This is a genomic window from Pseudoalteromonas sp. Z1A2 (assembly GCF_011378755.1).
Taxonomy (GTDB): Bacteria; Pseudomonadota; Gammaproteobacteria; order Enterobacterales; family Alteromonadaceae; genus Pseudoalteromonas; species Pseudoalteromonas distincta.
In genome coordinates, this window is sequence record NZ_WTKX01000006.1 from 83600 (window position 1) to 105459 (window position 21860).

The following is a 21860-nucleotide window of genomic DNA, read 5'->3' on the forward strand; positions in this document are numbered from 1 at the left end:
GATTTGAAAGTGCGCTTATTGTGCGCACTTTGTACACCGTTGAGTTGCGGGGTCTAGTTCAAGTGACTTAGCTGATATTTTTTCTTCACAATCACAGCAGTAGCCATACTGGCCAATTTCTATTTGACTTAGTGCGGCTTCTAGTTTGGTCATGCGACTGATTAAAAGTGCATACTCAGGGCCTAACTTCTCTGCTGCGCAGTCTAACCATTCATTATTTGCTGTATCAGCTAAAATTTGTATTAAATGGTGATGTGCAGGGTAAGCTGATTTAGAAAGCATGGTTAATATATTTAATTTAACTTGTGCTATTTCATCGTTAAGTCTTTTTTGATGATGCATTATCAGTACAACCTTATTAAATGGGCTTTACGTTATTCTGATATTATCTAGAGTCTTTAAGTTGGTCGTTATGATTTGAATCAAGTTGAGGTGCTTTGGCATATTTATTTAATACGCTCGCCACATCTTCTTTACTTTTTAAACGTCTGATTTCATCAAACAAATCGATAGCTTGCGGGTACTGGCGTTTTAGATAACCAAGCCATTGTTTAGTACGTGAAGCAAAGTATTTTTCATCCTTCGCGGGGTCTTGATGAATAGCTGAGTGAATTAAGTGATAAATAATATGCTCCCACTCAAGGCTATCATATTGCTCATTATTTACATGAGCTTTAATTTTTTTTGCTAAATCAGGGTGCGAAAGGGCGCCACGACCAAGCATTAAATCAGTGCACCCACTTCGTTTTTGACAAAGCATTGCGTCCTCTACTTGCCAAATTTCACCATTGGCAACAACTGCAATATTCTTACCTTTTATTATTGGTGGAATTTTTTCCCAATAAGCTGGCGGGTTATAACCATCTCGTTTGGTTCTGGCGTGAATAGCTACACTATTTGCACCTGCACTTACCACAGCATCAACAATTTCTTGGCTGTTACTGTCATCATCAAAGCCTAAGCGAATTTTTGCACTTACTTCATGTTTATCATCTACAGCATCTCGGACTGCTTTAATAATCGTATACATATGGTCAGGGTCTTTAAGCAGTACAGCCCCCCCTCGGCTACGATTAACTGTTTTTGCTGGGCAACCAAAATTTAGGTCGACCCCATGGGACCCTAATGCGATTGCTCTTATTGCATTTTCGGCTAACGGATTTGCTTCTTGACCGAGTAATTGAACACGCACAGGAGTACCTGCTCGTGTAAATCCATTATTATGTAGTTCAGGGCAAAATCGATGAAAAACTTTGTCAGGTAAGCATGTTTCAACCACTCTTACAAACTCTGTAACGCACAAATCGAACCCACCAATGTCTGTGAGTAATTGGCGCATTTTAAAATCAACGACACCTTCCATAGGTGCTAAAACAAGTTTCATAAAGAGATTAATTTTGATAAAAAACTGGGGGCATAGTTTACCTGTAAATCACACATTGATAAATCTGTAATTACCGCCCATATTTGATGTATAAATTGCAAAAGTAAATATTATGAAAATAAATGAAAGTTTTTATTTTTGTACGGGTCTACTTAAGCATACAAGCAATTTAAAAATACATTTTTATTGCTGAGATTTACAATCCTTGATTAAAGAGAGTCATAAAATGAATACAGTTAAAAAAAATACAATCGCGTTAACTTTAGGTGCAGTAGTAGTTGGCTCTGCAAGTTTTGTATCTGCAGATGTACAAGCTAACCCATTTGAGTTTCAACAACTAGTAACAGGTTACCAATTAGATGCTGCAGAAGGTAAGTGCGGTGAAGGCAAATGTGGCGGTGACGCAAAAGATAAAAAAGAAGGTAAATGCGGCGAAGGCAAATGTGGTGGCGACGCAAAAGATAAAAAAGAAGGCAAATGTGGCGGTGACGCAAAAGATAAAAAAGAAGGTAAATGCGGCGAAGGCAAATGTGGTGGCGACGCAAAAGATAAAAAAGAAGGCAAATGCGGCGAAGGCAAATGTGGCGGCGATGCAAAAGGTAAAAAAGAAGGTAAATGCGGCGAAGGCAAATGTGGTGGCGACGCAAAAGATAAAAAAGAAGGTAAATGCGGCGAAGGTAAGTGTGGCGGCGATGCAAAAGACGCAAAAGCTAAAACAGAAGGCAAATGTGGTGAAGGTAAATGTGGCGGCGACGCTAAAAAAACTAAAAAAGAAGGTAAGTGCGGCGAAGGTAAATGTGGTGGCCGTTAATATCTTATTCTAAATAAGTTATGCTAAAAGGGCCCTAAGGCCCTTTTTTGTTAAGTTAGAGGTAGTTATGATACAAACTCAAAGTAAAGATTTTGGGATGGTGGGCCTTGGCCTACGACGAGAAATGCTTGATGAGCTGCTTGAGCATGTACCTAATCAAGTAGACTTTTTAGAAGTTGCGCCAGAGAACTGGTTAAAACTGGGTGGACGCTTTAAAAAGCAATTTAAAACATTAACCGATGCTAATAATTTTGTGTGTCATGGATTATCACTGTCTATCGGTTCTCCCGAACCTCTTGATGTTGAATTTGTTAAGTCTTTAAAAGTGTTTTTTGAAGAGCACAATATAAAAATTTTTAGTGAGCACTTAAGTTACTGCTCCGGTACAGGGCATATGTATGACTTAATGCCCATTCCATTTACACAAGATGCCATAGCACATGTTGTACCTCGCATTAAACAAGTTCAAGACATACTAGAGCAGCAAATTGCGATAGAAAATGTTTCCTATTATGGTGCTCCTGGACAGCAATTATCAGAGCTTGAATTTACGAATATTATTTTAGAGCAAGCTGACTGCAAGCTTTTACTTGATGTGAATAACATTTATGTTAATTCGATAAATCATGGCTACAACGCGCAAGCATTTTTAACTGGGTTACCCTCTAATCGTATAGCCTATGGGCATGTTGCTGGCCATTATAATGAGGCTGATGACTTAATTGTTGATACACATGGCGCTGATGTGATTGATCCTGTTTGGGAGCTACTCGATAAAGCATACGAAGTGCATGGCGTATTTCCAACCTTGCTTGAGCGCGATTTTAATATTCCTACCATGAATGTTTTAACCAAAGAGTTAGATATAATTCATGATCTACAGGCTAAACACTTTGATTCAACTGTTTCAAAACAACGAGCTTAATATAAGCCTTTATCAACATTAAAAGAGTGCCTAGTTATGAGCTTTATTGAAATACAAAACGAATTTATGGCGCATATTCGCGAGCCTCAAAAAAATAAAAAGCCCAGCGGTATCGAAGACAGGCGTATGGCTATTTATCGCGACCTATTTTTTAATAACATTGAAGGTTTTATATCATCAGGTTTTCCGGTATTAAAAACGTTATATACCCAGAAGCAATGGCAAGCCCTCGTACGCCAGTTTTTTAGCGAATATGATTGTCATTCGCCGTACTTTTTAGACATAGCAGGGGAGTTTATTAATTACTTATCAAGTGATTATAAAATGAAAAAATACGATCCCGTGTTTATGCTTGAGCTTGCCCATTATGAATGGGTAGAGCTAGATGTATCCATTGCACACGAAGATGAGCAAGAGAAAAAATTACAAACAACAGCGCTCACTAGTTCAGCTTTATATTTATCGAAAACGGCAAGAAATTTAAGTTATCAATTTCCGGTTCAAAATATTAGCAATCGCTTTAAACCAAAAGAGCCATCACCTCAGCCTAATTATTTTGTTGTATATAGAGACGAAAATGACGACGTTCAATTTCTGGCTACGAATGCGATGACAGCTTTGCTATTGTCAATCATAGAGACAAGCGAAGGCGCGACATTTGACAACGTCTGCCAACAGGTATTAGCTCATGCACCACAATTTAATGCAGAGCAAATTACTCAAGGTGCACTGGTTACTCTTAATGCTATGGTTGAACGAGGAGTAATTGTGACAAAAAATCAAGACTAAGGTCTTTATTGATGATTTTACATCGTCTATTATGGCAGCCTTATTTGCCGTGCTTAATAAAAGGTTGTACCAATGTCAGATGATAAAGACTTTAAAGATCCGTTCAACGTTACTTACTTTCTTGCTTTTTTAGCTGTATTTGCAGGGATTGGTTGTTTAAATGCAATATTAGGCTGGATCACTAGCTTAACGTAAAATGTATAGCGTTTATGAAGGCTGTTGCTAACTTCAGCCTTGAACCACTTTATTTTAATTACCCCGTCCATATTTAATACTTCTTTTATAATAACGCCAAACTCGCAATTAAAGGTTAGTTAAGGTTATAATCACCTGCTTTGTAATATAAACAATTGAGCAGTTAAAATTATGACTCAAGTAACACCAGCAATTATCAAAAACAGCATAACTACAATTGCTGATTATCCAAAAGCGGGCATTATGTTTCGCGATGTAACCACTTTAATGGCAAATCCAGAAGCCTTTAAAGCAACTATTGACGCGTTTATCGCAGAATATAAAGATCAGGGCTTTACTAAAATCATAGGCACAGAATCACGTGGTTTTATTTTTGGTGCGCCATTGTCTTATGCGTTAGGCATTCCGTTTATTCCAGTACGTAAACCAGGTAAGTTACCACGCGAAGTTATTCGCCAAGATTACTTACTTGAGTACGGTGAAGACACGCTAGAACTGCATGTAGATGCAATTGTACCTGGCGACAAAGTATTACTAGTTGATGACTTATTAGCAACTGGTGGCACAATTGAAGCCACTGCTAAGTTAGTTAATAAACTAGGTGGCGAAGCCACAGATGCAGCATTTGTTGTATCACTACCAGAACTTGGTGGCGAGCAGCGCATCAAAAAAATGGGTATTAAAATCCTAAAATTGGTTGAATTCGAAGGCGAGTAATCGATGAGTTATCAGGTTCTAGCGAGAAAATGGCGTCCTCAAACCTTTCATGAATTGGTTGGGCAGTCTCATGTTAAGCAAGCGCTTGTAAATGCGCTTACGCAAAATAGACTGCATCACGCTTATTTATTCACTGGAACCCGCGGTGTAGGTAAAACCACCATTGCACGTATTTTTGCTAAAAGCTTAAATTGCGATGAAGGTATATCTGCAAATCCGTGTGGACAATGTAGCAGCTGTTTGGATATAGAAGCAGGGCGCTACATTGACCTACTCGAAATAGATGCGGCTTCTCGTACAAAAGTAGAAGACACTCGCGAAATACTTGATAACGTTCAATATGCACCAACTCGTGGACGTTATAAAGTATACCTAATCGATGAAGTTCACATGCTTTCTAAGCACAGCTTTAACGCGCTTTTAAAAACGCTTGAAGAGCCACCAGAGCATGTGAAATTTTTATTGGCGACCACCGATCCTCAAAAATTACCAGTTACTATTTTATCTCGCTGTCTACAATTTAACTTAAATGCCTTGTCGCAAAGTGAAATTAAAACACAGCTTGAACACGTACTTACTCAAGAGCAGCTTAGCTTTGATACCGATGCACTTAGCATTATTTCAAAAGCCGCTGATGGCAGTATGCGTGATGCACTTAGCTTAACCGACCAAGCTATTGCGCAAACAAATGGTGATATTAATAATCAAGCAGTACAAACAATGCTTGGTTTAATGGATACTCATTATAGCCAAAGCTTGCTTGCAGCATTACTTGCACAAGATGGCGCTGCGTTAATGGATGAGATTGCGCAGGTGGCAAGTCGTAATCCTAATTATGTGGCATTGCTTGATGATTTAATTGCACTTACACATTTAACACAACTAACCCAGTTAGTGCCTGAAGCGGCAGGGCTAGATGAAAAAAATGTAGATTATATTGCTCATGTTGCACAACATACGAGCCCACAACAAATTCAAATTTATTATCAGTTACTGTTAAATGGTAAAAAAGATTTACAATGGGCACCAGAGCCTCGCTTAGGTTTTGAAATGATTATGCTAAGATTATTAGCATTTAAGCCTACAGACGCGCAACAAACTGTACACACAGCAAACGAAGAGCCGGCCCCAAATAAACAAGGCCGTGCAAATGCACTGCGAGATATATTAAATAAAAATAAAACATCGCAAAACACCGTAGCTGGCCAAAGCAGTGCTCCAGTAAATAATATTAAGCCAGTTAGCAATGCAGAGCAGCCTAAAGCCGTTGAGATAGAGCCTTCAGCTAACGCAGCCGCTCAGTCATCAAATAATGAAGTCGTGCAAAGTAATAATGAGCCTGCCCAAGTTGCAGTAGAGCAACCGGTTCAACAAAGTGAAAACGCTTCAAAGCAACAGGCTTTAGCTAAAGAGCAACCACAAACCAATGTTGTTTCAGATGCTCAAGCCCAGCGACAAAGTGAAGATGAAGCTTATATGCTCCATAGTGATGCTGAACAAACGCTGGCCTCGCAATTTGACGATATAATGAGTAGCGCTGTAGATCAGGGTTTTAACCCTGCACCTACTGCAAACTCAGAACCTCAATCAAAGCCCTTAACAAATCACAATGCAAGTACGCCAATAGCTGAACAAGAAGCGCAGGCGCAATCTGCCATTGCTCGTATTTTACGTGATAGAAACATATCCGGTGCGGGTAGGTTATCAAGCAAGAGTACAAGCACCTCTGCAAATAATGTAGCAGCGCAGCCAAACCAAGCACCCGCTAAAAAGCCAGAACACCAGCCAAGAATGCCTAAAGCTCAAATTGTTCACCAAGATAGTACCGCTGAAAATACAAACGAGCTCAACAGCGTTACAAACGTAGCACCTAGCGATCCCCCACCTTGGGTGAATGATAGTGCAGATGCAAGTGAAAAAAAGCATGAGCTCCCACTAACAGGGAGCGAAAGCCAGGCACATGGTCACGCTAATACAAAACCAGCACGAAAAGTTGATTTTAAAGAAAAGCATCAAACAATTACCGAAAATCTAGCGCCAGAGCTACTTGAGCAAATAAACCCTCAAAAAGTACCTGAAGCAGCGCCCGAGGAAATTAGCATTCCCGTGCCTGATGATTTTCAAAGTCCAATTAGTGAAATTAGATTTGCACATCAACAAGATGAATGGGCTTATTTAATTAAACGTATGGGACTGGGTGGTCGTATGCGCCAATTTGCGTTGCATTCAATATTTACTAAGCAAGGCAACAGCTTACATATAGACGTTGATGAATCACAAAAGCATTTAGATACACCGATGCTTCGCCAAAGATTAGATGCCGCATTGTCGAGTATTTATGAGCATAACGTGTCGTTAAGTATTAATTTTGCTAAGGGAGTTATTGATTCTCCTTATCTTATTCAGCAAAAAATAGATGCAGGACGTCAACAACAAGCAATCGATGTGATCACATCGGATGAAAACATAGTACAATTTCAGCAAGTATTTAGCGCCGAAATTGACGAAAACAGTATTCAGGCATTGTAATTACTTACAATCGCCCTTATGTTAATTAATGTATTAAAAGAAAGAGAGAAAGTTATGTTTAAAGGTGGAATGGGCAACATGATGAAGCAAGCGCAGCAAATGCAAGATCGCATGCAAAAAGCCCAAGACGAAATCGCAACATTAGAAGTTGTCGGCGAAGCCGGTGCCGGTTTAGTTAAAGTAACCATGCTTGGTAACCACAATGTACGTCGTGTTCAGCTTGATGAAAGCCTTATGGAAGACGACAAAGACATGATTGAAGACTTACTTGCAGCAGCATGTAACGATGCTGTACGCCGTGTTGCTGAAGAAACACAAGAGCGTATGGGTAAAGTAACTGGCGGTATGCAATTACCACCAGGTATGAAAATGCCGTTTTAAGTCAATAATGCAACTTTCAGATAGTTTAAATCAGCTTATAGAAGCACTGCGCTGTCAACCTGGCATTGGTCCAAAGTCAGCGCAACGTATTGCTTTTCACCTGCTTGAGCGCGACCGAAAGGGAGGCACTCAGCTGGGCAATGCACTCACTAAAGCAATGACCGCCATAGGGCACTGTCAGTCTTGTCGTACTTTTTGCGAACAAGCTCAGTGCGATATTTGTTTAAGTACAAAACGCCAAGACAGCGGTATATTATGTGTTGTTGAATCGCCTACTGACGTACTTGCCATCGAGCAAACAGGTCAGTATTTAGGTCTATACTTTGTATTAATGGGTCACTTATCGCCAATAGACGGTATTGGTCCTAAAGAGATTGGCTTAGATGTTTTAGAGCAAAAGCTTGCTCAAGGCGATATTAATGAGGTTATTTTAGCGACTAACCCTACGGTTGAAGGCGATACTACCGCACATTATATTGCTCAGCTTTGTCATAAATACAAAGTAGGCGCTTCACGTATTGCCCATGGTATTCCTGTGGGAGGTGAGCTTGATTTAGTAGATGGTAGAACACTTATGCATGCCTTTAGCGGCAGGCGCCTAGTTACTCAAGACTAGCTCTAAGTCACTATTTGAAAACAAATTACAAAAGCCTACATGATTAAATCATGTAGGCTTTTTCGTTTTTAAGGTAAGCTTAAAAACAATCTAATTTATTTTTGGGCTATGTCTCTAATTAGTAAGGAATACAATGAAAGATAACCAACCCTATCAAGGTGCATTACTGGGTAGTAAGCGTTTTTTACCGCTTTTTATTACGCAGTTTTTCTCAGCGATAAACGATAACGTGTATAAGCAATCAGTGCTTATTCTATTAATATTTCAGGCTGCAACGCTTGCAGATGGCGCACTTTATTCAAATATTGCTGCTGGGTTATTTATTCTTCCGTTCTTTTTATTTTCAGGGATGGCAGGGCAGCTTGCAGAAAAAACAGAAAAATCAAAATTGATTAGAATCGTAAAACTATGTGAAATCCCTATTATGGTTGTAGGGGCAGTTTCTATTTTAACGCAGTATGTGTGGCTAATGTTAGCCACCGTATTTTTAATGGGCGTGCAAAGTACGTTTTTTGGTCCATTAAAATATTCTATTTTACCGCAGCACGTAGCACCTAATGAATTAACAAAAGCAAATGGCTTGGTTGAATCAGGCACGTTTGTGGCGATACTAATGGGTACAATTTTTGGCACTTATTATATTACTCAATCAGTAGGGCCTACGCTTATAAGTATTGCCGTATTAGTCTTGGCCGTGATGGGTTATGTGAGCAGTCGCTTTATACCCACTAGTGAAGCAAACGAGCCTAACTTAAAATTTACCTATAATATATTTTCATCGACAAAAAACGTATTTTCAGCACTTAATTCGCAAACAGAATCGGTTGGTAAATCAGTCCTTGGGATCAGTTGGTTTTGGTTAATTGGCGCCATCGTTTTAACGTCCCTACCAAATTATGTAAAACACACAATGGGCGGCGATGAACTGGTTGTAACTAGCGCACTTGTTGTGTTTTCACTAAGTATTGCTATTGGTTCGTTACTGTGTGAAAAGCTTTCTCGCTCTCGAATAGAATTAGGAATTGTGCCTTTTGGCGCTATCTTAATTACCTTGTTTTTATACTTACTGAGCCAAGAGCCAGCCATTAGCTCTTATTTACCTCAACACCCTGAGTTAATGACGCTTCAGGAGCTATTAAAAACAGGCGATATGGTGTGGCACTTTGTATGGATGGCAGGCATTGGTATTGGCTCTGGTTTTTACACTGTACCGCTGTATGCGCTTATTCAACAGCGTACTGAAGAGTCGAGTCGCTCACGAGTTATAGCGGCTAACAATGTATTAAATGCACTGTTTATGGTGGGCAGTGCTGTTTTAAGTATTGTAACGCTGTCTGTTTTTCAGTGGAGTATTTCAGAGTTGCTACTGTTACTTGCCGGGCTAAACTTACTTATCTCTGTTTATATTTATACCAAAGTACCAGAGTTCTTTTTACGATTTATTATATATATTTTAGCTATTTGTATGTACAGAGTGCGTACAAAAGGTGAAAGTAATATACCTGATGCAGGCGCTGCGGTTGTCGTGTGTAATCATGTCAGCTTTGTTGATTGGATGTTTATTTTAGCCGCATCACCAAGGCCTATCCGGTTTATGGTATTTGCCCCTATTTATTATTCGCCGGCCCTACATTGGTTATTTAAAATGGCTAAGGCTATTCCCATTAACAGTGAAAAAACCAATCCAGAAGCGTTTAAAAAAGCCTTTGACGAAGTAGCTGCTGCGCTTAATAAAGGCGAACTTGTTGGTATTTTCCCTGAAGGAAAACTAACCAGTGACGGCTCAGTGGATATTTTTCGCCGTGGAATCGAGCGCATTATTGAGCGCTCACCTGTGCCCGTTATTCCTGTGCACTTAGGTGGTTTATGGGGCAGCATGTTTAGTCGTAAAGCTAAGTGGCAATTGCCTCGATTAAAATGGTCTTTGGTGTCGGTTGCAGTCGGTGCCCCGATTGCTGCTGATAAAGTAGTAGCAGATGATTTACGTGAAAAAGTATTGGCATTAAAAGCGCTTCATTCAAAAGATAGTGACTAATTTAATGATTAACTTAATGGCTAACTCAACATCGCAAACACCTTCAGAACAACCCATTATAGTTGATGATTTTGTAGCCCCTAAGTGCGACGGGTTTATTGAAATATTATATCAAGATGACGATATTTTACTGATCAATAAACCCAGTGGACTATTAAGCTTATCAGGTAAAAATCCGCTTAATTGGGACTCAGTGCATTACCGCTTAGTAAATGGTCAAAAGGGCTTAACAGCTGCATTTGCAGAGGCTAAGTTACCGCATCGGCTAGATTTGGGCACATCGGGCATTATGATTGTTGGGTTAAACGCGATTGCGTCAAAGCACCTTAATAAGCAATTTCAAGCGCGTACTATTCAAAAGCGTTATGTAGCCATGTTAGAGGGATGCTTGGCTGTTGATGAAGGGCAAATTACTGCGCCAATTGCAAAAGATAAACTGCTTTTTCCGCGTGTTAAAATTTGCCAATCGACAGGTAAAACAGCGCTGAGTGAATATAAAGTACTTGAGCGGCTCAGGCAGCCGTGCAGAACCTTAGTGCAATTTACACCTATTACTGGGCGTACCCATCAATTACGAATACACAGCCAGTTTATAGGGCACCCAATTTTAGGCTGTGATTTATATAAAAGTGCGCAAAGTGAATATATGGCAGGGCGGTTACAATTACATGCCAGCGATTTATATTTTGAACATCCAACAACAGGTGAAAAGATTCATATTAATTGTCCGCATTCGTTTTAAACAAATTAATGGTTCTTTGTTTTCGTTTCACCTTTTTTAAATTTTTCCCTTGAAGTTCTAACACCTCACCCCATATTAAGTGCATAACGCAGACACTTTGCAAATTGGAGATATATAAATGACTGCAGCACAAAAAGAAACATTAGGCTTTCAAACAGAAGTAAAACAATTATTAAACTTAATGATTCATTCTCTTTATTCTAATAAAGAAATATTTTTACGTGAGCTTGTGTCAAATGCATCAGACGCAGCAGACAAGTTACGCTTTTTAGCATTATCTCAAGGTGACCTTTACCAAGGTGATGCCGATTTACGTGTTCGTATTAGTGCAGATAAAGAAGCAAATACAATTACCATTTCAGATAATGGTATTGGTATGACGCGCGATGAAATCATTAGCTCATTAGGTACTATTGCAAAGTCGGGTACTGCTGAGTTTTTCAAAAACTTAACGGGTGATCAAAGTAAAGATTCACAGTTAATTGGTCAATTTGGTGTAGGTTTTTACTCTGCATTTATTGTTGCTGATTTAGTAACTGTTCGTACACGCAAAGCTGGTGAAACAACCGCTTATGAGTGGGAATCTCAAGGTGAAGGCGAATACACACTTCAAGAAATTGAAAAAGAAGGCCGTGGTACCGACATTATTTTACATCTTCGCGATGAAGAAAAAGAATTTGCTGATGACTGGCGCCTACGTAGTATCGTTACTAAATACTCTGATCACATCTCAACGCCAGTACAAATGTTTAAAGCAGAAGTGCCAGAATCTGAAGGTGAAGACGGCGAAAAAATTCCAGCAGTACCAGGTGAGTGGGAAAGCATTAACCGCGCGACTGCATTGTGGACACGCGATAAATCAGAGCTTTCTGATGATGAATACAAAGAGTTTTACAAGCATGTAAGCCATGATTGGGAAGAGCCACTTAGCTGGGCACATAATAAGGTTGAAGGTAAAACTGAATACACTAGCCTTTTATATATTCCTAAAAAAGCACCTTTCGACTTATGGAACCGTGAACGTCAAAGTGGTTTAAAACTTTACGTACAACGTGTGTTTGTAATGGATGATGCTGAGCAATTCATGCCAAGCTACCTTCGCTTTGTAAAAGGCTTACTAGATTCAAACGATTTACCACTGAACGTATCTCGTGAAATTCTACAAGACAACAAAGTAACGCAAGCTATTCGTAAAGGGTGTACATCGCGTATTATTAAAATGCTTGAGCGTATGGCTAAAAACAAAGCTGACGATTACCAAGTATTTTGGAATGAGTTTGGTCAAGTAATGAAAGAAGGCCCAGCTGAAGATGCTGCCAATAAAGAAGCTATTTGTAAGCTACTTCGTTTTTCTTCGACACACACTGATTCACAAACACAAGATGTGTCGCTTGAGCAATATGTTGAACGCATGAACGAAGGCCAAGACAAAATTTACTACGTAGTAGCTGATACATTCACCGCTGCGAAAAACTCACCGCATTTAGAGATTTTCCGCAAAAAAGGCATTGAAGTATTACTACTAAGTGACCGTGTTGACGAGTGGATGATGAGTCACCTAACTGAATTTGCTGATAAGCAACTACAGTCGATCACACGTGGTGACTTAGATTTAGGTAAGCTTGACGACGAAGAAACTAAAAAAGCGCAAGAAGAGTCTGAAAAAGAAATGGCTGGGCTTGTTGAACGTATTAAAACAGCACTAGGTGATGACGTTAAAGAAGTGCGCTTTACGCACCGCTTAACAGATTCTCCAGCATGTGTTGTAAGCGACGACAACGACATGAGCTCACAAATGCAAAAGCTAATGGAATCTGTTGGTCAAGCAGCCCCTGAAGCAAAACCTGTGTTTGAGCTAAACCCAGAGCATCAACTTGTTAAGCACTTAAATGACGAACAAGATGAAGATAAGTTTGCGCAGTGGTCACACGTTTTACTAGATCAAGCACTACTTGCAGAACGCGGTACACTTAAAGATCCAACAGGATTTGTTACTCGCTTAAATAAATTGATGCTTGAACTAAGTAAATAAGCAAATAGCTATTTACTCAGTTAATAAAGTATAAATTATGTACTTTAAAAAAAAGGGAACGTGTGTTCCCTTTTTTAATGCCCTGTAAACACCCCAACGGCTCATCAATTAGTATAAGTTGCTTGAGTATCGGCGGCGCTTGTGGAAGAATTCAGGCTTTAAAATAAATATCCATACTAGGGGACAATAATATGCGCATTATTCTTTTGGGCGCGCCGGGTGCAGGTAAAGGTACTCAAGCTCAGTTTTTAATGGACAAATACGGTATTCCACAAATTTCTACTGGCGATATGTTACGTGCGGCAATTAAAGAAGGCACGCCACTGGGTCTAGAAGCAAAAAAAGTAATGGATGCTGGTCAACTAATTTCTGACGATATTATTATTGGTTTAGTTAAAGAGCGTATTACTAAAGCGGATTGTGAGAAAGGTTTTTTACTTGATGGCTTCCCGCGTACAATCCCGCAAGCGGATGCAATGAAAGAAAATGGCGTAGTGGTTGATCACGTTATTGAATTTGACGTGGCTGATGAAGTCATTGTTGAGCGTATGGGCGGACGTCGCGTTCATCCTGGTTCTGGTCGTGTTTACCACGTTGTTTATAATCCACCAAAAGTGGAAGGTAAAGACAACGAAACTGGCGAAGACTTAATTGTTCGCGCTGATGATACTGAAGAAACAGTACGTAAACGTTTAGGTATTTACCACGAGCAAACTATGCCATTGGTTGATTACTATCAAGCAGAAGCGGCTGCTGGTAATACTCAATACCATAAACTAGATGGTACACAAGCTGTTGAAACTGTTAGCCAACAACTTGGTGAACTTTTAGGTTAATTATAAAAGCACATTAAAAAACCGCCAATTGGCGGTTTTTTGTTTTAAGGCTATTTAGCATTGCTTAATTAGTGCTACTTAATGGACTTTACAATGTTTTAAGTTTCTCAATTACGCTGTTGTATTCTGGTTCAGTTGAAAGGCTACTAACTAACTGTTTATAAATGACGTTATGGCTTTCATCTAAAATAAAGACTGTTCGCGTTAGTAAGCCCATATCTTTAATAATCAATCCGTATTTTTGACCAAAATCACGCCAAACAGAATCTGATAACGTAGTGATTTTATCGATATTTTCAGCTTTGCAAAAACGCTTTTGAGCAAATGGTAAATCAGCACTAATTGTTAGCATAACTACACTTGGGAATTGTGAGGCTACTTTTTCATTAAAGTGCTTAGTTTGCAGGCTACAAATGCCGGTATCTAGGCTGGGTACTACACTTATTAATACAGCTTGGCCTTTATAATCCTCAAGTGTCACTGGAATAAAGTTGTCATCAACAACTTTAAAGTTTGGCGCACTATCTCCAATTGAGATACCTTGACCTAATAAAGTGACTGGTTTGCCTTGCGCGGATACTTTTCCTGCATCAAGCGTGTTTTCTGGATAGTCGGCTGCAATAGCCACAGAACAAAATGAACACAAAGCAAAGACAAGTGAACGTAACATAAGGTATTTCCTTTTAAATTAACGCAATGGGCGTCAGTGTATTATACTGGGCTATAGTTACCAAGTGATTAAACCTGCTTAATAGAGTGGGTATTAGCTCTGAAATATAAAAATTGTAACTATGCTAAACTTTGATTAACATGAAGTTACAAAAGATATCTTCAATAATAAAAATAAAAACCATCATAAAATGATTTTAATGCTCATTACTGGTTTAGAAACAGAGAGATAATATGTCAACATCGGTATTAATATGTGATGACTCGAAATTAGCTAGGCGTCAGCTAGCTCGCTCATTACCTGAAGATTGGGACATTAAAGTTGAATTTGCACTTGACGGCGTTGATTGTATAAAGCAAATAAAGTTAATTGAACCAGAGATACTTTTTCTCGATTTAAACATGCCAGAAATGGACGGTTATGAAGTTTTAATCGCTATGAAAGAACAGGGGCTTAATATTCTCACTGTTGTTGTCTCTGGTGATATACAACCAAGTGCACACCAAAGAGTGCTTGAGCTTGGTGCTATCGATTTTATTCAAAAACCATGTTCTCCCGAAAAACTAGCCAGCATAATTGAACACCATGGGATTAAAGATAAAGCCATGCGTGAGCGTCTCTCTCATTCGCTAGGAGAGCAAGTCGACCCTGATGTTCGGGATATATACCAAGAGCTAACTAACGTTGCTATGGGACAGGCTGGGGATTTACTTGCACGTCTTCTTAATGTATTTGTAGAGTTACCAATTCCTAATGTGAATATTTTGGAAGTTAATGAACTCGATATGGCGCTGCAGTCTATAGATAATAACGCAGCTACATCGGGTGTGTGCCAGGGCTTTATTGGCGGTGGTATTTCGGGCGAGGCGCTATTACTTTTAAATGATTCAAGCTTTAAAGAAATAGCTTCTTTGATGAACTATGACGGCGAGTTAAACGATAAAGTTGAACTTGAGCTGCTTATGGATATTAGTAATATTTTGATAGGCGCTATTTTAACGGGTCTTTCAAAACAGCTCGATATGTCATTTAGCCAAGGGCACCCGATTGTACTTGGCCAACACAGAGATGTATCTGAGTTGGTTAAATCAAACAAGTCACGTTGGCAACGCACCCTTGCAATAGAGATTAGTTACGGTATTGAAAACCATGATATAAATTGCGACCTCATGCTGTTATTTACTGAAGATTCACTTAAAACTTTGAAATACAAAGTTGCTTACCTATTAGAAGATTAAGTTATGGCCGCTGATTTAGAAATGAATGAGATCCATTGGTTAATGGATATGTTTAATACCGTTGATGTAGGCCTTGTGGTACTCGATAGGGATTATAAGGTGTGTGTATGGAATGGTTTTATGGAAAACCATTCAGGGCTTCTACCAAGCGCAGTAAAAGATAAAGATCTATTTGATTTATTTCCTGCAATAGACGAAAAATGGTTTAGAAGTAAATCTGAGTCGGTTTTTGTTTTAAAAAACCGCTCTTTTACGATTTGGGAGCAGCAGCCATACATTTTTAGGTTTAAAAATTATCGACCTATTACTGGTAAAGCTGATTACATGTATCAAAATGCGACATTCATCCCTCTTACCAATACGATGGGCGAAGTTAGCCACATTTGTATTATTTTGTATGATGTAACAGATGTCGCGGTAAATAAAAAAGAGCTTGAAGAGTTAAATAAAAAATTAGAACAAGTAAGTCAAACAGATAGCTTAACGCAGCTTGCAAACCGTGGACACTGGGAAGGTACGCTACGCCAAGAGTTTTTAAGAGTTAAGCGAAGTGGTGGCTGTAGTACATTATTAATGTTTGATATTGATCACTTTAAAAAAATAAATGATGAATATGGTCATAGCTGTGGTGATGAATCGCTTCGTCACTTATCTAACTTACTACGTACGACGCTGCGCGAGACTGATGTTGCAGGGCGCTATGGCGGTGAAGAGTTTGCAGTGACATTGCTTGATACAGATAAAGAAGGCGCTTTTGTATTTGCTGAGCGTTTAAGGGTATTGATTGAAACTAACCCTGTTAAGTATAAACACTTTGAAATAACAATGACGGTAAGTATAGGGCTGGCTGGTAGCAGTAATGATTTTAAAAATCATGAGCGCTGGATAGAGGCTGCAGATAAAGCACTGTACCAGTCTAAAAATACAGGGCGAAATAAAGTAATAGCCTACGAAGATATAAAAAATGACGCTTAAGCGTCATTTTTTATATCCAGAATTTAGGGTTAAATAATACCGTGTTTTTTTACAATCTGCTGAGCAAATCCAATCAGTATGGAAATTGTATTGCCCTTCATTATTGTGTTGTGTGTCGAGAGTCATCTATTGGGCATTGACCAATCATTGAAACCTCACCAGAATTTGACTCTTGCTCTAGTTTTACTTTAAAGCCCCATAATCTGTAAAGATGCTTAAGCACTTCCTCGTGCGAGTTTGCTAAAGGAATATTGTTATGAGGTACATAGCGTAGGGTTAATGAACGGTCACCTCTAATATCAACATCATACACTTGAATGTTAGGCTCATGATTACTTAAATTGTACTGCGCTGAGAGTGCTTCTCTCACTGCCTTATAGCCGTTGTCGTTATGTATTGCGCCAATTTCTAGATGGGGATTATTAGTATGGTCAATAATAGTAAATAATTTAAAATCACGAATTAACTTAGGCGATAAAAACTGGCTAATAAAACTTTCATCTTTAAAGTTTTCCATTGCAAAATGCAGTGTATCTAGCCAGTTACTACCTGCATATTCAGGAAACCAGCGTTTATCTTCTTCAGTTGGGTGTTCACATATTCTGCGAATATCAACCATCATATTAAAGCCTAAAGCATATGGGTTAATGCCTGAATAATACTTACTGTTATAAGGTGGCTGATAAATTACGTTGGTGTGGCTTTGTAAAAACTCTAACATGAAAGAGTCGCTGAGCTTTCCCTCATCATATAAGTGATTAAGGATGGTGTAATGCCAAAAAGTTGCCCAGCCTTCGTTCATTACTTGAGTTTGCTTTTGTGGGTAAAAGTATTGCGAAATTTTACGAACAATACGTATCACTTCACGTTGCCAAGAATCGAGTAATGGGGCATTTTTTTCAATAAAATACAAAATATTTTCTTGAGGTTCAGAAGGGAAATGGCGAACTTTCTTTTTGGTTTCTTGCTGTTGCTCAGGAATAGTTCGCCATAATTCGTTTACTTGCGATTGAAGGTAGTCTTCGCGCTCTTGTTGGCGTTTTTGCTCTTCAAATAGCGATATTTGTTGTGGACGTTTGTAGCGATCGACCCCGTAATTCATTAATGCATGACATGAGTCGAGTAGGGCTTCTACTTGTGTAATACCATGCTTTTCTTCACAGCGGCTTATGTAGTTTTTAGCAAATACCAAGTAATCAATAATTGAACCTGCATCGGTCCAGGTTTTAAATAAGTAATTACCTTTAAAAAATGAGTTATGTCCGTAACATGCATGTGCCATTACAAGCGCTTGCATAGGCAGGGTGTTTTCTTCCATTAAGTACGCAATACAAGGGTCTGAATTTATCACTATTTCGTACGCGAGGCCCATTTGTCCGCGCTTATAATTTTGCTCTGTTTGAATGAACTTTTTACCGTAAGACCAATGACTGTAGCCAATAGGCATACCAACGCTTGAATAAGCATCCATCATTTGCTCTGCGGTTATCACTTCAATTTGATTAGGGTAGGTGTCTAACCTGTAGTGAGCTGCAACACGGGCAATTTCACCTTGATACTCATCTAATAAATCAAAGGTCCAATCTGGGCCATCACTCAATCGTTTATCATTCATAATGCTACCTCGCTTTTGGCTATGCAGAGTTTTGCTGTTGACGACCTTTTTTAAATAGCTCCCTAAAAATTGGGTAAATATCTTCAACGCTTTGAATATGCTGTATGGCGAAATTATTATGGCTGTGTGTTATTGATTCATATTCGCGCCATAGGCTTTGATGAGCACGAGTGGTTATTTCAATATAAGCAAAATAGCGTACTGCGCTTAAGAGCTTATTACGTAATATTTCACCACACTGCGGCGTGTCATCCGCCCAGTTATCGCCATCAGAGGCTTGTGCGGCGTATACATTCCACTCATTTGCGTGATAACGCTCTTTTATTATTTCGTTCATTAATTTAAGAGCGCTTGAAACAATAGTGCCGCCAGTTTCTTGGGAGTAAAAAAACTCTTGTTCGTCTACTTCTTTAGCTTGTGTGTGGTGGCGAATATAAACAACTTCTATGTCTTTATAACTGCGCGTTAAAAATTGATAGAGCAAAATATAAAAACGCTTTGCCATGTCTTTTGTTGGCTGATCCATTGAGCCTGACACATCCATAATACAAAACATCACGGCTTTGCTGGTGGGGTGAGGGCGCTTTTCGTAATTACGAAAACGTAAATCGTAGTTATCAATAAACGGAACCGACTTAATTTGCACTTTTAATGCTGCAATTTCTTTTTGTAATAAAGCAATTGCCGCTTTATCGTTATGTGGACCAGCAAGCAGCAGAGCAAGTTGTTCTTCGAGCTCTTTTAAACGGCGTTTTTTACCTGCACTCATGGCAACACGCCGTGCAAGCGAGCCTTGAAGAGAGCGTACAATGTCAATATTACTTGGCATGCCGTCGCTACAAAAACCTGCGCGATGGGTTTTCATTTGCACTAACTTATCAAGCTGGTTCTCTTGTAAGTTAGGAAGTTCTAGATCTTCAAACAGTAAATCAAGGTATTCATCTTTTGATATTGAAAATACAAACTCATCTTGTCCCTCGCCCGAATCGCTGGCGTCACCTTCACCGGCACCACCGCCTTGTCCGCCTTTAGGGCGCTCAATTTTATCACCTGTAGAAAACTGATCGTTACCAGGGTGAATTTGTTCTCTATTCCCGCCTTGCCCTTGATGAAATGTAGGTTCGCTGATATCGCGTTGTGGAATAGAAATACTCTCACCAGAGCTTGAATCGGTAACGCTGCGTTTGTTAATCGCATCTGAAACCGCTTCTTTAATTTGTTTTTTATAGCGCCTAATAAAGCGCTGGCGATTAAGCGTACTTTTATTTTTTCCGTTTAAACGCCTATCTATAAAATGCGCCATATTGACCTCCTAAATACTACGACTATGAAGGTTATTGCGATTTTCTAACCCGTAAATACCACTCAGAAAGCAAGCGAACTTGTTTTTGTGTATAGCCTTTTTCGACCATACGGTTCACAAAGTCTTCGTGCTTTTGCTGATCCTCTGCAGACGTTTTAGTATTAAACGAAATAACAGGGAGTAAATCTTCGGTATTAGAGAACATTTTTTTCTCAATCACCGTGCGTAGTTTTTCGTAGCTTGTCCATAGTGGGTTTTTACCGTTGTTGTGTGCGCGGGCACGCAGTACAAAGTTCACTATTTCATTACGAAAATCTTTAGGGTTAGAAATACCCGCTGGCTTTTCTATTTTTTCAAGTTCAGCGTTTAGCGCTGCGCGGTCAAATAGCTGTCCTGTATCGGGGTCTCGATATTCTTGGTCTTGTATCCAAAAATCTGCATAAATAACATAACGGTCAAAAATATTTTGTCCGTATTCTGAGTACGATTCTAGATAAGCGGTTTGCAGTTCTTTACCTATAAACTCGACATATTGTGGAATTAAATAGCCTTTTAAAAAGCTTAAATAACGCTCTTCTATTTCACTTGAAAATTGCTCGCGCTCTATCTGTTGCTCAAGCACATAGAACAAATGCACCGGATTTGCAGCAACCTCAGTGGTATCAAAGTTAAACACACGGGACAAAATTTTAAACGCAAAGCGGGTAGAGAGCCCCGTCATACCTTCATCAACACCTGCGTAATCACGATACTCTTGATACGATTTCGCTTTAGGGTCGGTGTCTTTTAGGGTCTCGCCATCGTATACCCGCATTTTAGAATAGATACTTGAATTTTCTGGCTCTTTTAAACGTGATAGCGTCGTAAATTGCGCCAATGTTTTGAGTGTACCCGGTGCACATGGCGCGTTGTATAGCTCGCTGTGCTCAAGTAATTTGTCGTAAATTTTAATTTCTTCAGTCACACGTAAGCAATAAGGGACTTTTACAATATAAACACGGTCTAAAAATGCTTCGTTGTTTTTATTGTTTTTAAAGGTTTGCCACTCAGACTCATTAGAGTGAGCGAGGATCATGCCATTAAAGGGCAGGGCGCTAATACCTTCTGTGCCGTTATAGTTACCTTCTTGGGTGGCGGTAAGTAAAGGATGCAGCACTTTAATAGGCGCTTTAAACATTTCTACAAATTCCATCAGCCCTTGGTTAGCTAAACATAAAGAGCCAGAGTAGGCGTATGCATCAGGATCGTTTTGGGCAAAGTGCTCAAGCTGGCGAATATCGACCTTACCAACCAGTGCTGAAATATCTTGGTTGTTTTCATCTCCTGGTTCGGTTTTGGCAATGCCTATTTGGTTTAAAATAGAAGGGTAGCGTTTAACCACTCTAAACTGGCTAATATCACCATTGAATTCTTTTAAGCGTTTGCCAGCCCAAGGCGACATAATGGTTTTTAAGTAGCGCGGTTTAATACCGTATTCTTTGCTGAGTACGTCTGCATCTTCGATAGGATCAAACAAGGAGAGGGGGTGGTCGTTTACGGGAGACCCTTTAATTGAATAAATAGGCACTTGTTGCATTAAATACTTTAGTTTTTCAGCAATGGATGATTTACCCCCACCAACAGGTCCAAGTAAATAAAGCACTTGTTTGCATTCTTCAAGCCCCTGAGCCGCATGTTTTAAATAAGAGACTATTTGCTCAATGGCGTCTTCCATACCATAAAAATCAGCAAAGGCAGGGTAGCGCGCAACTACTCTATTTGAAAATAATCGACTTAGTCGTGCATCCGTTGCGGTATCTACCATGTGTGGTTCGCCAATTGCCATGAGTAGGCGTTCTGGTGCGCTGGCGTAGGCAGACTTATCGGTTTTACAAATCTCAAGAAATTCAGCGATACTGTATTCTTCTTCCTGTGCCGCTTCGTATCGTGCTTGGTAATGCTCAAAAATCGTCATAATAACCTCCGAAACCCGCTGTAAAAAGGTGCTTACCTTTTAAAGTCTAGTCACGAATGTGTATTTTTGTGCAATAAAATTAAAAATTTAAGTGAAAAAAGATCATGTTACTA

General features: G+C 39.3%; 20 protein-coding genes. 14 read left to right on the top strand and 6 right to left on the bottom strand.

All coding sequences use genetic code 11. From position 1 onward, the window contains the following. Positions 1-15 precede the first annotated feature (15 nt). Complete coding sequence (locus GQR47_RS06635) at positions 16-342, bottom strand: hypothetical protein (RefSeq protein WP_024603666.1); 327 nt, start codon at positions 340-342, stop codon at positions 16-18. A gap of 43 nt (positions 343-385) precedes the next feature. Then, positions 386-1384: a tRNA-dihydrouridine synthase gene (locus GQR47_RS06640; protein WP_024596350.1), complete on the bottom strand. Its 999-nt coding sequence runs from the start codon at positions 1382-1384 to the stop codon at positions 386-388. 226 nt (positions 1385-1610) lie between these two features. Between GQR47_RS06640 and GQR47_RS06645 the strand changes: the two genes are divergently transcribed. The 12 genes from GQR47_RS06645 (at position 1611) to adk (ending at position 13992) form a co-directional block, all read left to right on the top strand. Beyond that, complete coding sequence (locus GQR47_RS06645; RefSeq protein WP_024603665.1) at positions 1611-2195, top strand: hypothetical protein; 585 nt, start codon at positions 1611-1613, stop codon at positions 2193-2195. A gap of 67 nt (positions 2196-2262) precedes the next feature. After that, entirely contained in the window at positions 2263-3120 is an 858-nt protein-coding gene (locus GQR47_RS06650) for a DUF692 domain-containing protein (protein WP_024596352.1), read from the top strand. Between the two features lie 36 nt (positions 3121-3156). Continuing rightward, entirely contained in the window at positions 3157-3909 is a 753-nt protein-coding gene (locus tag GQR47_RS06655) for a putative DNA-binding domain-containing protein (RefSeq protein WP_024596353.1), read from the top strand. A gap of 72 nt (positions 3910-3981) precedes the next feature. Continuing rightward, positions 3982-4104 carry a hypothetical protein gene (locus GQR47_RS20585; protein ID WP_259398718.1) on the top strand — a complete coding sequence of 41 codons (123 nt, stop codon included), beginning with the start codon at positions 3982-3984 and terminating at the stop codon, positions 4102-4104. A gap of 171 nt (positions 4105-4275) precedes the next feature. After that, positions 4276-4821 carry an adenine phosphoribosyltransferase gene (apt, locus tag GQR47_RS06660; protein WP_002962303.1) on the top strand — a complete coding sequence of 182 codons (546 nt, stop codon included), beginning with the start codon at positions 4276-4278 and terminating at the stop codon, positions 4819-4821. Positions 4822-4824: 3 nt separating this feature from the next. Next, entirely contained in the window at positions 4825-7350 is a 2526-nt protein-coding gene (gene dnaX, locus GQR47_RS06665) for a DNA polymerase III subunit gamma/tau (RefSeq protein WP_024596354.1), read from the top strand. 54 nt (positions 7351-7404) lie between these two features. After that, a complete protein-coding gene (locus GQR47_RS06670; RefSeq protein ID WP_002962306.1) occupies positions 7405-7731 on the top strand; it encodes a YbaB/EbfC family nucleoid-associated protein in 327 nt (108 codons plus the stop codon). A 7-nt stretch (positions 7732-7738) separates the two neighbouring features. After that, positions 7739-8347, top strand: a complete 609-nt coding sequence (gene recR / locus GQR47_RS06675) for a recombination mediator RecR (RefSeq protein WP_002962308.1) — start codon at positions 7739-7741, stop codon at positions 8345-8347. A 133-nt stretch (positions 8348-8480) separates the two neighbouring features. Continuing rightward, a complete protein-coding gene (locus GQR47_RS06680) occupies positions 8481-10382 on the top strand; it encodes an MFS transporter (RefSeq protein WP_024596355.1) in 1902 nt (633 codons plus the stop codon). Positions 10383-10386: 4 nt separating this feature from the next. Then, the gene (locus GQR47_RS06685) at positions 10387-11124 is read left to right on the top strand and encodes an RluA family pseudouridine synthase (protein WP_024596356.1); all 738 of its coding nucleotides are present in this window, start codon (positions 10387-10389) and stop codon (positions 11122-11124) included. A gap of 118 nt (positions 11125-11242) precedes the next feature. After that, positions 11243-13156 (top strand): molecular chaperone HtpG, encoded by a 1914-nt coding sequence (gene htpG / locus GQR47_RS06690; protein ID WP_024596357.1) that lies wholly within the window; start codon positions 11243-11245, stop codon positions 13154-13156. 191 nt (positions 13157-13347) lie between these two features. Further along, the gene (gene adk, locus GQR47_RS06695) at positions 13348-13992 is read left to right on the top strand and encodes an adenylate kinase (RefSeq protein WP_002962321.1); all 645 of its coding nucleotides are present in this window, start codon (positions 13348-13350) and stop codon (positions 13990-13992) included. An 88-nt stretch (positions 13993-14080) separates the two neighbouring features. On the opposite strand, the gene tpx is transcribed toward adk, so the two are convergent. Beyond that, complete coding sequence (gene tpx, locus GQR47_RS06700; RefSeq protein WP_024596358.1) at positions 14081-14662, bottom strand: thiol peroxidase; 582 nt, start codon at positions 14660-14662, stop codon at positions 14081-14083. A gap of 233 nt (positions 14663-14895) precedes the next feature. Between tpx and GQR47_RS06705 the strand changes: the two genes are divergently transcribed. Further along, positions 14896-15900: a response regulator gene (locus GQR47_RS06705; RefSeq protein WP_024590825.1), complete on the top strand. Its 1005-nt coding sequence runs from the start codon at positions 14896-14898 to the stop codon at positions 15898-15900. Positions 15901-15903: 3 nt separating this feature from the next. Beyond that, positions 15904-16875 (top strand): diguanylate cyclase, encoded by a 972-nt coding sequence (locus GQR47_RS06710; protein ID WP_024592692.1) that lies wholly within the window; start codon positions 15904-15906, stop codon positions 16873-16875. A 100-nt stretch (positions 16876-16975) separates the two neighbouring features. On the opposite strand, the gene GQR47_RS06715 is transcribed toward GQR47_RS06710, so the two are convergent. From GQR47_RS06715 to GQR47_RS06725, 3 genes are read right to left on the bottom strand one after another with little or no spacing between them, the layout of a single operon-like run. Next, positions 16976-18490, bottom strand: coding sequence for a SpoVR family protein (locus GQR47_RS06715; protein WP_024596359.1), 1515 nt, complete (start codon positions 18488-18490; stop codon positions 16976-16978). A gap of 19 nt (positions 18491-18509) precedes the next feature. After that, a complete protein-coding gene (locus tag GQR47_RS06720; RefSeq protein WP_007375849.1) occupies positions 18510-19793 on the bottom strand; it encodes a YeaH/YhbH family protein in 1284 nt (427 codons plus the stop codon). Between the two features lie 31 nt (positions 19794-19824). After that, the gene (locus tag GQR47_RS06725) at positions 19825-21747 is read right to left on the bottom strand and encodes a PrkA family serine protein kinase (RefSeq protein ID WP_007375848.1); all 1923 of its coding nucleotides are present in this window, start codon (positions 21745-21747) and stop codon (positions 19825-19827) included. Positions 21748-21860 lie beyond the last annotated feature (113 nt).